Here is a 13526-nt window from a genome sequence, read left to right on the forward strand (position 1 = left end):
CTTTGGTTTTGCTTGTGCCTAACGGTAAGTATAACAAGCGTAGCTTGCCGAAGGCAGCTATGATTTGTTATACAGTGTTACCACCTGTTTTTCTATTTCTTTTTTTAATTCCGTCAAGAATGGACTACTTTCAGACCTGATTATAATTCCGTTCTTTTTATTTTTTAATAACTCCGAAAAATAGCTATCTGCAATATTTATTTCGACAACCATTCCACTTTTGGCTAAAACATTTTTAGCAATTACTTGAGGAAGAGTTGTTTCTCCAGAAGTTCCAAGAATAAACAATATTCCTGTTTCCTTAGAAATTCTCAAGACAGTATCTTTTTTGAAAAACTTTTCATTGTAATATTCATCAAACCATAAAACATGAGGTCTTAAATCTTCTCCACATTTTGGACATTTTAAGATTTTAATTTCCTCTTCAGTTAGCTGATCCTTTTTTCTATTTTTTAACTCAATGTCTTTTGGAAAAGGATACAATTCACTTGAACATTCATCTCCACATCTCATAAAATCATGATCACCATGGATGAGAAAAGTTTTTTCTTCTGAATTTCCAGCTTTTTTATGTAAACTATCCACATTCTGAGAAATTAAAGCAAATTTATCATCAAGAATATCCTCAATTTCTTTTAACATTAAATGACTCTTATTAGGTTCAGCGAATTGAGTTATGGATTTCCTATATAAATAGAATTTAAGAACTTCGTGCGAAGCGATATTAAAAAATCTTTTGGTTCCAATTTCCTGAGCTTTATAATTTTTAGAACCAGAAATCCAATAACCGTCTTTACCGCGAAATGTTGGAATTCCACTTTCGGCAGAGATACCCGCTCCGACAAGAAAGGAAATCCTTTTATCCTTTCTTAAACAGTATTCAATTCGTTCTATGATTCTCTCGTTAATCATTTAATCAATTGGTGGTAACGTTTAATATATGTGTCGTAGAAGAGCAAATTGTTACCCTGCTTTTCGTTTTTTTGTGCATTGGTTGCTAACTTTTACTTTCTGCAAGCATTGCGCCTTACCAAAAATACAACAATCATTCGATTGATCACCTAGCTGCTATGATCACATATATGTTGTTGGCAACTGTATTTTATGCAACTTTATGAGTTATACTTTTTCCCATATCTTTTATTAATTCAGCGTGTTTCGGTTCCAATTTTCCGATTTGTCTAATTATTAATGCAATCACAACTCTTAAATCATTTTTTATTACTCTACTTGTGTAATAATAATATTGAGTTTCTTTTCCCGCTTTAAAAGATTGATAGATAAAATTTTCTCCGATTTCTAAATCCTTATTCGTTACGTAACCACCTTCGTTTACAAACTTGTCAAATAAAGGTAAGAATTGGTTTTTCAAATCTTCGATTCCAAAATTGTCAAGTGAGGAAATTTCCTTTCCGTAATTGGTTATAGAAAAGTCAATTTTTTTATTTTTCGTGCGAGCTCTAAATCGGTCACTTTCGTATTTATTCCAGTCTTTAGGTATTTTAATCAGATAAACATTATCAATCATCATCGTATTAAAATTTGTGTAATTAAGTTCTTCTTTTTTCGAAAAGTTAAATATTCCCATCGATTTTTCTTGTGTGTTTAGTTGTTCGTCAATATTGTTGCCAACGATCCTTGTATGGTGCGTTTGCCTGCCGAAGGCGGTATATGCAATATACAAACTGTTGTAGATAGTTTTATTTTATCATTTCACACTTTCAAAGTCAGGTATTGAATCTAAATCATATTTCCAGCTTGAAGTGACAAAAAATTCTAATTCGGCTAATTTTTGTTCACTTTCATTATTTTCAAATTTGCTTAACAATGCTCTTGAAGCTGCAAAACCAATAATTGTTGGATTAGTATCAGTGGAGAGCCCGCTTGCTTCCTCAATAATGACTTTTAATCTAGTATTACTTTTAATTTTACTATAAGCATATTTAATTCCATTTGAAATTCCTTTCTTCCAAGTATCATAACCTTTCTTGGGAAGAATCTCAATATAGCCTTGACTGTGGAATCCTTTTCCATTATAATTTTCAATTATTTCAAGAGTATTGTTTTCTATCAGCTCGATAGTTAACTTAATTTCGCCAAATTGAGTAATTCCATTTTTTACTTTTCTAACTTTATATTCCGACGTGATAATTTTCATCCAATTATTTCTTGATGGCGTTTATTCAAGTTTTTCCAATTCATATTTGTTGTTGGGCTTAAGAAATTTTTATACGCAACTGACATTTGTCTTGCAGCTTCTTTATGAATCATTCTTCCGGTTGCTGTTCCCATTCCAGGACAAAGTACTTTCTCTATTCGAACCTTATTATTTTTGTTATAATTGGCAACTGCTGTCAGCATAGCAAAAAATGAATTATAAACATTATCTGTTTTTGAAATATCAATCGGCACCCTCATTGTTGGTGTGTGTGCTAAGAACGGGTGGTATTCATTTTCAGTAAATACTATGATTGAAGTTCCAATCGGTTGTTCTCCATAAAATTCTTTTTGAATTCTTTTTTAGACATTATACTGGAGTTTCATACCAAAATAATTCCTAATCGCTAAATCAATTCCACCATCCATCAAACCAAAAGAATTAGCAGGGCTTACTAGGCAGTCAAATTCTCTTACTAGTTCAAATTTTCCATTTACAATTTGAACTTCAGGAAATTCCTTAAATGATTTTTTCCACTCATCACATAATTCCTTTTGAAGATCAATCAATGTTATTTCAAATAGTTTTGGAGATATTGACATTATTAATTTTTATTTCACTTGAGTAATTATCTACAACGTTTAATATATGTGTCGTAGCAGAGCAAAATGTTACCTTGCTTTTGGTTTTTTCTGTGCATTGGTTGCTAACTTTTTCATTTTGCAAGCATTGCACCTTCATAAATATACAATAACCAATCGATTGATTACTTTGCTGCTATGGCACATATATCTTGTTGTACGTGGTTTCTTCTTTTTAGTTATGGTTCGTTGCTATTCCGTCATTCAATTCAGATGCTCTTTTGAATGCAGATTTATATAATTTTAGATGATAGTTATTTATATATTCCCAATAAACATCATATTTTGCTCCGTAGATATGATTTTTAATCAACTTATCTTTATTATATACTTTTTTTAGGTCTCCAATTTCGATCAGTTCCAACACTTTGTTTATTAACTTAACATCATTGGATTTTATAAATCGCTTATCAAGTTTATTCAAAATTTTATCAGAAGAATTATCGCATTCTTGAAGCAGAAATCGAGTGACACCCCAACCTTTATCCAATGAAAATACGGTGTCGTTTTGTTTATGATATTTCCCATAAATGTAAGCGTAATTTTCGTCAAGAAATTCCTCCGCAATATCGGGATCAAGTTTTTTTAATTCCTCAATTTTTGAGTCCGATATTCTGTATAATTCGCAAATTATTCCCACTTAAATTATTTTTCAAATTACGTACAACGTTTTATATATGTATCGTAGCAGAGTAAAATGTTACCCTGTTTTTCGATTTTTCTGCGCATTGGTTGCTAACTTTTACTTTCTACAAGCATTGCGCCTTCATAAATATTCAACCACCATTCGATTGATCACTTTGCTGCTATGACATCATATATGGTGTTGTACATAGTCTTTAATTTTTCTTCTAAACTTCAATTCATAAAATGATTGGATTCCAAAAGAATAGGGTAGACGTACATTTATTATAGGATCATTTGCCATACATCTAATATTGAAATATATCATATTATCTGTTGCTATTACTATAATTTTATGACTTTTTTGTTTGAATAAAGTTGGTAAGTATCCAACGATATAATTCTTGCTTATTTGTTCGTCAGTATTTAATTCCAGTAAAACTTTTGATAATATTTCTTTATTTAATTTGAGAGGAAGATTTGTCAATATCTGATTTAAATTTCGTTCGGTAATAAACCAGTAATAGGTCAAAATGAATAGCAGTATTCCGATTAACAACCCGATCCAATTTATCATTGGATTCCAAGTCATTTTATTGTCAATGAATGGGAGTAATGGTATTCCAAATGCTAGAATCAAACAAAGTGCAGGAAAATAACCCCAAATCTTACCCCATTTATCATCAAGATTGTCAGAAGCCAATTTCCGTTCAGTTATTATTTTTCCGATTTGTTTTTCGTTCATTTTTGATTATGTACAACGGTTTATGTATGAGTAGGAATATCCCTTAAGGGTATTATGACTTCATACATTTGTGTTATAAGCTTTTTATTATAAAAAAGTAGTTTCTAATAATTTTGGATTCATCATATATAATCCATCATTAGCGCCAACATAATTAATAACATTAGAATAAAAAAATACATTATCCTGAACAGATATAAATTTACTTGGATGATTATAAAATCTTCCTCCATTTATTGACAAATATTCATTTGGATTAAAGTAATTGTAAAGTTGAATGAAACCAGTATTTGAAACACCTAAAAACAGTTGATTTTTATATTCAAAAAGCTCTTCTGTATGACAACTAGTACAACCATCATATTCCCGAACAAATTTTAAACTTGAAACATCAAATCTCACAATAGATTCTGGCCAGTCATTAGTAGGGAAATCTGGATTATAAAAATCCGGAGTAAAAAAATAATATTGTCCATTAACTTCTTCATAATCATTATAGCAATACACAATGGAATTATCTGTATTTACTTCAATCCAAGAATTCAATACCTCATCATATTCAAATAAATCTTTATGTAGTTCAGAAGGATTATAAGTTCCCCCAGTTATTCCTTTGCCAAGATATACTTTTCCTGAAAAAGGGATTAATATAGCGTACTCTCTAGATTTACCAGGAAAGTTCTGTAAATACCTTATTGCTTCTGAAAAGAGATTAATACTTAAAAAATTATTATTTTCTTCAAAAGGGAAATAAATATACATCTCTCCATTGCTTGAAATGTTGGCAGCATAAATTGTATCGGGTATATTTAGATCTGAGTATTTTGACCACATTTGATTTTCTATATCAAATTTCCATAAATGTAGATTTTGAGAAGAATTTTGATCTGAGCCTAATGAAAAAATATTACCATCATGTTGAAACGTTTCTCGAATATATAAAGGATTGTTTTTTGCATAAAGAATATAGTCAGAAATTATCTCTATTGGTTTTGAATAGGTAGTCTCCATTCCTGCGGTTAAATATTTTACAGAATTGATCTGAAATTCTTTGTAAGGCCCAAGAGGTATTTTAATATCTAGTGAATCATTATTGTATATATTTTCTATAGAAGCTTCGAGTTCATTATTAAGAATTACTTTTGAATATTCTGGTGTAAGATTAAAATTTTTCCCTTTGATAGTGATTCTATCACCTATATGAACTTTATCAAATATTTGAATGATTTCTGGTTCTTTTAGGTTCAGAGAGTTATCAAGAATATCCTCTTGTAATTGCGCATTTACCTTCAGAGTAAGATTATTTGTAAGTATTTCATTTGGAATTATAAATTGAATAGAATCTTTGGAGCTAGATAAAATTTCAGCTTTTTCATCATTTACATAAATCTCTGTAAATTCGGTAGTATCAAAATCCTCACCATAAGCTGTAATGGCTTCACCAAATGTTGTAGCACTTTTATTAACGCCATTAATTTTTGGTGGTCGTAAGCTAAAACTTTTACTTGCTATTAATGAATCTCTTTCCCCTGTTTTAACATAAATGAGGAAATTTGAATTTATTTTTTCTAGATTTCGAGGTATTTTTAGAGAAATAGAATCTTCTTGAGGTTGATAAAATTCGAAAACAGGAATATCATCAAAATAAAATTTTAAAGAATCTAAAATAATATTTTCACCTTTGATCTTAACTAATTCATTAAATATGCCATTTTCTGGAATTTCAATATTGGATGGTATAAAATCAAAATTTTCCTGAGGAATATTTATATCATCTTTTTCACAACTCAATACTAATAATATCGTAATGATAAAGTATCCTAATCGTTTTTTCATTTTTCTCTTTTTCTTATTAGTGTCTTATTTTTTTTAATTGTTACCCGTATTTTTTGAGAAATTGCTTATAACGTTTAGCTATGCGTAGTGCGGAGGCAGCAAATGACTGGTTTTCGAGCAAGCACTTAGCCAAAGTTTATTTTTTGTTTTTATATTTTCTAAAATGCTAAATTTAAATCTTTGGCGACAAACCAAATAGACAATAACCTTTGGATTAAACCTAAAACCGCATTATCGCATAGGTGTTGTTACCATTAGTTCTATTTTATATTAAATGAATACTCTAAAGAGAAATCAATTTCATCACCTTTAGCTATTTTATTCATAAAATATTTTATTTCAGGGTTATTCATTTCCAATATTCTTAATTTCAGGTGATAATCTCTATATATTTTTTGGGGACTATCAGAGGACGAATCTTTTCGAATATATTTTTGTGTAACTACTCCATTAATTAGCAAATGTTTGTCACTGTCAAAATTCCAGTCAACATTAGGGCAATCATAGCTAATGACACTGTTTTTTGTCATTTCACTTACAGGCATTTGGACCTGAATACTGTCATTAATACTTAATTTGGAATATAACTTTTCAGCTTTCTCTCTTTGTCTATTTTGACAGTCAACTGTTGGTTTAAGACTTTCTAGAATTCCATTTACTTGATCCATCAGTTTTATATCTGTATTGTTAAGGTATCTATTATAGGATGTCAAAATGATACTAGACATATAGTCATAATGCTCAATCTTTAAATCATTGAAAAACTTAACTATTGAATCTGATTTTTCATTATGTCTAAGTAAATTATTTCTTATATGCATTCCAATTCCAAAATGATAATTCCTTGGAGTAGTGTCATTTTCTGATATGTTTTTAAACTTATTAATTTCCTCTTTATTCCAATTATCATTTAAGTATTCAAAAGAATAAATTAACTCAGAAGGTATATTTCTTTTGTTTTGACATGATAATAATGTCAGAACAAACATTAAAATGAGTACTTTTTTCAATAGTTTTTAATTAATGGTAACGGTAAATATAACAAACGTTGCTGACCGAAAGGGCAGCCATGTTTTGTTATATAGTGTTAGCAACTGTTCTTATTTCGTTTTTTGTTTATTCTCTTGTTCAACTAGTTTTAAACTTTTAATTTGTCCAAATAAATTATTCCAAGGTTCAGCCGTTATTTTTAGTGTTAGAGAATCTTTTCCAATATTACTTTTATAACGAATTCTTAAGTCGTCATAACTGTCAACCTTTAATATGTCATTTGAGTTTAAAAACAATTCCTTTTTTCCTTTGAAAATAGAATAACTAATAATTACAAAACCTTGATCTATTTTATTAATTTCAAGGAGTATATGATTTTCCTTAATTCCCCAATATCCGAAAATCAACAGATAAGCTCCCCATTCGATCCAGTTATTTGAATTCAAAAAGTCAGTATTTGATTTTAAAGTATAAAAGATTATTAACAACAAAACTAAGTTTGCAACAATATTCTTTACTAGAGATATCCAAAGGTTTTTTATTAAGTGATCGTTCATTTTATAGTTGCTAACGTTTAATATATGTGTCGTAGCAGGGTAAAATGTTACCTTGCTTTTCGATCTTTCTGCGTAGTGATTGCTAATTTTTCTTTATTGCAAGTGCTACGCTTTACCAAAAATGCAATAACCTTTCGATTCATAACCAAGCTGCTATGATCACATATATCGTGTTAGCTACTTTTTATTTTTCTATTTTCCAGTTGAAATTTAAAGCTGTACACTTAGGACATTCAACATATTCTCCTTCATGAGAATCTATATTACAACGGTTGCACTTTCCGTACTCTTTATTAATGTGCATAAATGAGAATTTAGCGTCAATACTTTCTATGTCATAGAGTGATTCTATTTTTTGTATTAACTCTCCGAGTTTATTATTGGCTTTTAATTCAGAGAGGATTTTTTTCTCTTCTAATGTGAAATTTGGAACTTCAAATTCCCTCATTGAACATTTTTTACAAGACAATCTCATCAAACTATAAATCTTCTTTTTGTTTGTTAAACCACTTTAGTTGAGATTCAATTCTTTCGAGTATTTTTTCATCAGAGTCATTGTGAATATCTCTAAGTTGATATTTAGGATTCATTAAATCTTTCTCATCAATGAATTCATTGATTTTAAGGTTGAAAATGGCCTGACCAAATCTTTGTTCAGGATTTTCATTCAGATAAGTAGAAATATGTTCAATTATTTTCCGATGTTCTTTTTTCATTATCAGATAATTGTAGCTAACGTTTTATATATGTGTCGTAGCAAGGCAAAATGTTACCTTGCTTTTCGGTTTTTCTTGCGCATTGGTTGCTAACTTTTTCATTCTGCAAGCATTGCGCCTAACTAAAAATACAACAACCTTTCGATTAATCACTTTGCTGCTATGGCACATATATGTTGTTGTAAACAGTATTTATTTCTGTTTATAAATCAGTACATATTTTTCTCTATAAGCAATTGTCATTGAGTCAGTTGAGTAAATCAATATTTTTTTATGTACAGGTTTTTGATAGTAAAACCCATCCTTTCTCTTTTTTACAATTTTTGCTTTTTTTAAAGAAGGTAAATAAGGGCTGTCAGGTTCAATTCTTAATTCCAGATTTATTTCATTCGTTTTTTTGTCAAAAAACCAAGTTCCATATGAAGTATTCAATGGATTAAAACTTTTATAAGTTCTGTCCACATTGAAGATATAGCTGTCTCGATTAACATTTTCAATTCCCATATCTCTACCAAATCTTGCCAAAGGAATTTTAGTCTGTTTTTCTCCATTTTCATCTTGTAATTCAATAAATGTCCATTCTCCAATTAAATCGGTTTCTTTTATTTTTTGAGAAACTCCAAATTGAAAAATCAATAATGATAATATTGTAAAAATTGTTTTTATCATATTTTTTACAACGTTTAATATATGTGTCGTAGCAGGGCAAAATGTTACCCCATTTTCGACAAAGACTGCGCATTGGTTGCTAACTTTTACTTTCTGCAAGCATTGCGCTTTACCAAAAATACAATAACCTTTCGATTGATCACTTTGCTGCTATGACATCATATATCGTGTTGTACACAGTTTTTATTTTACACTACTTTTCAGCACGTTTTTGCCCATCGTTTTGGGTCAAATAATTTATTGCAATTAAAACTTGTATGTTGTAATCATTTAAATTTAAATCGTTTGGATTCGTGTATATATGATTTTGTAATGAAGCATTGCTTGGAACATCGCCAGATGCATAAATTTCTTTAACATAGTTGGAAACATAATTGTTTCTATTTCCTATTACGTTGAGAAATTCCAAATATTTTCCAGAAGTATTTATACCTCCAGATTTATATTTAGTTTCTTCCGAGTGTTGTTGGCTTTTTTGGAAACTCCATATTTCTTTAAAAGTTTCATTTGAAAGCGAATTATACATTTCGTTTTGTTTTTCAAAATCTACTTTTTCAAGAATAGGACTCCATCCATTATTAGCTAGTTCCGGAAGGATTTTTTTAAAACAATCTTCGAAATCAGATGCTTTATTGTTTTCACATATCTGTTCAATAAAGAATTCGGTTATTTTGTTAAAATCCGAAATTTGATCTTCAGTGAAGTGTATTTTTAATTCAGGCGTACTTATTTCTGATTTACAAGAAGTTAAAATCAGTAAAATTCCAGATTATAATATTCTAGTATTTTTTTTCATAGAATTGTGTACAACGTTTCGTGTATGAATCGTTGTGGTGAAGCCACTATGATTTATACACCTTGTTAGCAATAGTTATTCTTTATATTCCAGTGAATATTTTCGATATTTTCCGCAGTTATTTACTAAATAAAACCTCAGATCATCAACATACTTTTTTTCGTCAGTTTTATATTTTTGAGTAATACTTTCAAGGTTATCTTTTGTGATTTTATCGATGGTTATTTTGATCTTTTCTTGATTTAGATTGTCATCCAACTCTTTACATACTTTTGATCCAATTTTTTGGATAACCTCATTACTTTTATCAATACCTAGGACTTCTATCATAATTTCTTTATAAAGATCGCAATTGTCCATCATTATGTCGTCAAATACCTCTTGGTGATATTTAAAAACATCTTTTCCATCTATTTGATTTTTTCCAGTGAACTCTTTAACAACTTTTTCAGTATATATTCTATTCTTTTTAAAAGCGTTAAGTGAACAATCCATAAGTGATTTAGATTTCTGATCATTGTTTAAGTCAGAAGATATTTGTTTTAAGCACTCACAATTATCTTTTATTAACTGTTCTTTGGTTTGAGAAAAAACTTGAAAAGTAACTAAAAGCGTTAAAATTAGAATTTGTAATTTCATATTTGGTTTATATTATTGCTAACGTTTAATATATGTGTCGTAGCAGGGCAAATTGTTACCTTGCTTTTAGATTTTTCTGCGCATTGATTGCTAACTTTTCCATTCTGCAAGCATTGTGCCTTACCAAAAATGCAAGAACCTTTCGATTGATCATATAGCTGCTATGCCACATATATCGTGTTGTGATTAGTTTATTCAATTTTTCCACCCCAAAATAGTACTTCCTTTTCGTTGTTGAGAGAGTCAGATAAAAACTTATGAAATTTTATTAGCCTATTTATTCGGCTGTGATTTTCTGACATTTTAATAAAGAAATCATATTTCTTTCCTTTATACTCATTTGAAATCGAAGTTAAACCTCCTGAGACTTCAGGATTGAAATTCAAAAGTAGTTTTTCAATTCTTATTTCAAGTTCGTTAACCAGAAATTCAATTTGTTCGTCCAATAATTGAAATTCAGATGTTTGTTCTCCCAGTGATTGATTGAACTTAAATTCAAAATCAATCAACAATTTCTCTAAATAGGTATAGTAGTCACTGGAAGTTGACCAAAAAATCCTTGATTTAGAATCATTATTATATTTCCAATTTATTCCGGACATTTTTGATTAATCACAACGTTTAATATATGTGTCGTAGCAGAGCAAAATGTTACTCTGCTTTTCGATTTTTCTGCGCATTGGTTGCTAACTTTTCCATTTTGCAAGTATTGCGCCTAACCAAAAATACGACAACCATTGAATTCATCACCTAGCTGCTATGACATCATATATGTTGTTGTAGCTAGTTTTTATTTTTTACAAACTCAGATTTTAAATTTTCAAATATTATTATTCTAGGTGATCCAAAAAATAGAGGTCGGTTGAAGTGTGTTTTATAGGTGGTGTTTCCATACTTAAAAGTAATTTCGGATCCTTTTATCGTATAAGTCCCATAACCCCATGAGTCACAATAAAAAGTTCCGACGTCATACAATACCAATGTGTCACCATTATTAATTCCAAATGTAGCAAAGTTGTCTTCAATATATGCAACATATTCACCAATCACCAAGAATTTTGGAAAATACGAGTTATAAATTCCTGTAACGATAATAATTGAAACTATTCCGGTTAAGATTTTTTTTCTATATGACATTTCGGTTTTTCCAAATTTGCTACAACGTTTAATATATGTGTCGTAGCAGAGCAAAATGTTACCCTGCTTTTTGGTTTTTCGGCGCATTGGTTGCTAACTTTACCATTCTACAAGCATTGCGCCTTACCAACATATACACATACCATTCGATTGATCACTTATCTGCTATGGCACATATATCGTGTTGTGTACCGTTTTTTATTCGGTTTAGATTTTTAACTTTAATTCAAATTGGTCAGCAACTAATTCAATAATATCGTCATAAGTATGAAAAATATAATGTTCGTGTGATTTTTTTACTTTAATATCTCCATCGTACGAGTTTTTAAATTCAGTTATTCTCTTAGAATCAATTACCTTTTCAAAGCTTGAAGTATAATCAGAGTGATTATAAAAATCGAGTTCAATTATTTTAAATTCAAGAATTCCTTTAAAACTTATTTCATAGGGAATGAGTTTGTCATTTTCGCTATTAACATTTTCACACAACGATCCGTTAAATTCTCCAGTCAGCTTAACGGAACGAGTTCCGTTAAATTCAATTTTTTCCAAAAAGATAGCGTCTCTTCCGTAAATCAGTCCTAATTCCTTAATTATAATTGGTTCTTTCATTTTTGAATATGGTACACAACGGTTAGTATATGGCAAGTAGGGCAGTAGAAAGCGATGAACTTTCAAGTCTGCACTGAGCCAAATCGTTGTATTTTGTTTTTATCTTATTCATTTTAAAAGCCAAATCAACGATTTGGCGGTATTGGTAAATAGCACTGAACTTTCGGAAACCACTGAATGCCCTATTTGCTATATACAGTGTTACCAAACGTTTTATGCTTCACCATTTACATAAAAATCAATTATTTTATTAGTCGTTAAATTCCATTTCATTCGCCAATAATAGTATCCACCATCCTTAATGACAACTTCTCCTTCACGCCAACCATAAACATTCCCTGAATTATGGAAAAAATTGAAATAGATTACTCTTTCTCCTTTTTCGTTTACATAACCAAAATATTGTCTTTTGTAGTCTTTTAGATTGTCAATTATAAAGGTGGGAAATTCTCTGTCCGTCTTTGTGGTTTTCAATTCTGTCAATCTATCTTTGATTCTAGCTTCAAGAGAGTCAATTTCGTCAGAAGTTGGAGTAAAATATGATAAGATATTTTTATTCTTACTGATCATATATTTTCCACTGAAATTGGCTCCTTCATAATCATCTCCTTTGACATAACCTCCTTTGGTTTGAGCAAAAGTTAAAGTCGATAGGAATAATAAGAAAACTATTAGCGAATTTTTCATCTTCACAATGTTTGGTAACGTTTAATATATGTGTTGTAGCAGGGCAAAATGTTACCATGCTTTTGGATTTTTCAGCGCATTGATTACTAACTTTCACTTTCAGTAAGCATTGCGCCTTCATAAATATACAATAACCATTCGATTGATCACTTAGTTGCTATGACATCATATATCGTGTTGTGTACTGTTTTTAATTCATTCAGTTATCCTTTTCCAATGAATTTAGTTTGCAAATAAAACTCTGCGATAATCCAAAATCCAATAAAAATTAAAGTAATCAGCAAAGTCTTATTTAGTCGGTTCACATTTTTTTCAATCAAATATTTTAATTGGAATATTGCCAGTCCAATTAAAGTCAGAGAAATTATTAGGCGTATTGAGCTGAATTCTGCTTTTGTCAAATCGTAGTAACTGTAAATATTACCCCAAATTCCATTTCGCTCAGATATTGTTGAGTAATAGATCCATCCATAAAATCCTGAAAAAAGTCCGAATACCGGAATAGTCAGAATTGATACAATCCAATGATAAGATTTTAGCATTTTATTTATTCCGATTTCCATTCAGATATTGATTTTTGCAAATGGTACACAACGTTTCGGCTATGATTTCGTTGTGGAATTTTCCGTAGGAAATATTCCGCTTATGAAATCAGCCAAATTTATTGATTAAATATTCTTTTTACTCGCTGCCACAATGAATTATAGCCATTGTTGGCA

General features: G+C 29.8%; 20 protein-coding genes. All 20 read right to left on the minus strand.

The features are described 5' to 3' along the window. Positions 1 to 57 precede the first annotated feature (57 nt). Positions 58 to 912 (minus strand): SIR2 family NAD-dependent protein deacylase, encoded by an 855-nt coding sequence (locus ABD077_RS18925; protein ID WP_343913797.1) that lies wholly within the window; start codon positions 910 to 912, stop codon positions 58 to 60. Positions 913 to 1102: 190 nt separating this feature from the next. After that, the gene (locus ABD077_RS18930; protein ID WP_343913798.1) at positions 1103 to 1684 is read right to left on the minus strand and encodes a hypothetical protein; all 582 of its coding nucleotides are present in this window, start codon (positions 1682 to 1684) and stop codon (positions 1103 to 1105) included. Positions 1685 to 1708: 24 nt separating this feature from the next. Beyond that, on the minus strand, positions 1709 to 2158 hold the full coding sequence (locus ABD077_RS18935; RefSeq protein ID WP_343913799.1) for a hypothetical protein: 450 nt from the start codon (positions 2156 to 2158) through the stop codon (positions 1709 to 1711). Beyond that, positions 2155 to 2418, minus strand: coding sequence for a macro domain-containing protein (locus ABD077_RS18940; RefSeq protein WP_343913800.1), 264 nt, complete (start codon positions 2416 to 2418; stop codon positions 2155 to 2157). Before ABD077_RS18940 ends, ABD077_RS18935 begins: the two co-directional genes overlap by 4 nt. A 102-nt stretch (positions 2419 to 2520) precedes the next feature. Beyond that, positions 2521 to 2760, minus strand: a complete 240-nt coding sequence (locus ABD077_RS18945; protein WP_343913801.1) for a macro domain-containing protein — start codon at positions 2758 to 2760, stop codon at positions 2521 to 2523. A 214-nt stretch (positions 2761 to 2974) separates the two neighbouring features. Beyond that, positions 2975 to 3439, minus strand: coding sequence for a DUF1877 family protein (locus tag ABD077_RS18950; protein WP_343913802.1), 465 nt, complete (start codon positions 3437 to 3439; stop codon positions 2975 to 2977). Between the two features lie 174 nt (positions 3440 to 3613). After that, positions 3614 to 4168, minus strand: coding sequence for a hypothetical protein (locus tag ABD077_RS18955; RefSeq protein ID WP_343913803.1), 555 nt, complete (start codon positions 4166 to 4168; stop codon positions 3614 to 3616). Between the two features lie 87 nt (positions 4169 to 4255). Continuing rightward, complete coding sequence (locus ABD077_RS18960) at positions 4256 to 6004, minus strand: IPT/TIG domain-containing protein (RefSeq protein WP_343913804.1); 1749 nt, start codon at positions 6002 to 6004, stop codon at positions 4256 to 4258. A 260-nt stretch (positions 6005 to 6264) separates the two neighbouring features. Beyond that, the gene (locus tag ABD077_RS18965; RefSeq protein WP_343913805.1) at positions 6265 to 7014 is read right to left on the minus strand and encodes a DUF6794 domain-containing protein; all 750 of its coding nucleotides are present in this window, start codon (positions 7012 to 7014) and stop codon (positions 6265 to 6267) included. 90 nt (positions 7015 to 7104) lie between these two features. Next, a complete protein-coding gene (locus tag ABD077_RS18970) occupies positions 7105 to 7440 on the minus strand; it encodes a hypothetical protein (RefSeq protein WP_343913806.1) in 336 nt (111 codons plus the stop codon). Between the two features lie 295 nt (positions 7441 to 7735). After that, positions 7736 to 7999: a hypothetical protein gene (locus tag ABD077_RS18975; RefSeq protein WP_343913807.1), complete on the minus strand. Its 264-nt coding sequence runs from the start codon at positions 7997 to 7999 to the stop codon at positions 7736 to 7738. Positions 8000 to 8030: 31 nt separating this feature from the next. Further along, positions 8031 to 8267, minus strand: a complete 237-nt coding sequence (locus ABD077_RS18980) for a hypothetical protein (RefSeq protein ID WP_299903320.1) — start codon at positions 8265 to 8267, stop codon at positions 8031 to 8033. Positions 8268 to 8459: 192 nt separating this feature from the next. After that, positions 8460 to 8936: a hypothetical protein gene (locus ABD077_RS18985; RefSeq protein WP_343913808.1), complete on the minus strand. Its 477-nt coding sequence runs from the start codon at positions 8934 to 8936 to the stop codon at positions 8460 to 8462. Positions 8937 to 9129: 193 nt separating this feature from the next. Next, entirely contained in the window at positions 9130 to 9462 is a 333-nt protein-coding gene (locus ABD077_RS18990; protein ID WP_343913809.1) for a hypothetical protein, read from the minus strand. Positions 9463 to 9807: 345 nt separating this feature from the next. Next, positions 9808 to 10371, minus strand: a complete 564-nt coding sequence (locus tag ABD077_RS18995; protein ID WP_343913810.1) for a hypothetical protein — start codon at positions 10369 to 10371, stop codon at positions 9808 to 9810. Positions 10372 to 10562: 191 nt separating this feature from the next. Then, positions 10563 to 10973, minus strand: coding sequence for a hypothetical protein (locus ABD077_RS19000; protein WP_343913811.1), 411 nt, complete (start codon positions 10971 to 10973; stop codon positions 10563 to 10565). A gap of 181 nt (positions 10974 to 11154) precedes the next feature. Then, on the minus strand, positions 11155 to 11508 hold the full coding sequence (locus ABD077_RS19005) for a hypothetical protein (RefSeq protein ID WP_343913812.1): 354 nt from the start codon (positions 11506 to 11508) through the stop codon (positions 11155 to 11157). A 207-nt stretch (positions 11509 to 11715) separates the two neighbouring features. Then, positions 11716 to 12120, minus strand: coding sequence for a hypothetical protein (locus ABD077_RS19010; RefSeq protein ID WP_343913813.1), 405 nt, complete (start codon positions 12118 to 12120; stop codon positions 11716 to 11718). A 213-nt stretch (positions 12121 to 12333) separates the two neighbouring features. Then, the gene (locus tag ABD077_RS19015; RefSeq protein ID WP_343913814.1) at positions 12334 to 12807 is read right to left on the minus strand and encodes a hypothetical protein; all 474 of its coding nucleotides are present in this window, start codon (positions 12805 to 12807) and stop codon (positions 12334 to 12336) included. 203 nt (positions 12808 to 13010) lie between these two features. Further along, a complete protein-coding gene (locus ABD077_RS19020) occupies positions 13011 to 13370 on the minus strand; it encodes a hypothetical protein (protein WP_343913815.1) in 360 nt (119 codons plus the stop codon). Positions 13371 to 13526 lie beyond the last annotated feature (156 nt).

This window comes from Aquimarina litoralis (assembly GCF_039523995.1).
GTDB classification, from domain to species: domain Bacteria; phylum Bacteroidota; class Bacteroidia; order Flavobacteriales; family Flavobacteriaceae; genus Aquimarina; species Aquimarina litoralis.